This window comes from Clostridium sp. CMCC3677 (genome assembly GCF_023845585.1).
In the GTDB taxonomy this organism is placed as follows: Bacteria; Bacillota; Clostridia; order Clostridiales; family Clostridiaceae; genus Clostridium; species Clostridium aquiflavi.
This window is the reverse complement of the sequence record NZ_JAMQHS010000100.1, coordinates 1-231: the sequence shown is the minus strand read 5'-3', so window position 1 is coordinate 231 and position 231 is coordinate 1. Positions and strand designations below refer to the sequence as shown.

Genomic DNA, 231 nt, shown 5'->3' with positions numbered 1-231 from the left:
TGCATCAATCAACTCTTCTTTAATACCGAATAAAATAGCAGATTCGCTAATTACCGGGAAGACGTTGCGGAACGTTGCAATCTTCACCTCTGTTGCTTCTGCGACAGGTGGATACACATCAGTTAGCGATTGAACAATTAGTTCAGATAATTCTGCGTAGCCTTGTTGGGTTGTCATCGAAAGTAAGCGCAAACCAGTTTCTGTGCTAGAGATAAAGTGATGACGTTCCAT

The 231-nt window shown here is 42.0% G+C and carries 1 pseudogene; it reads right to left on the bottom strand.

Annotation, left to right across the window (positions count from 1 at the left end):
• Positions 1-231: pseudogene (locus NG901_RS16875) on the bottom strand (hypothetical protein); the annotation flags it as partial.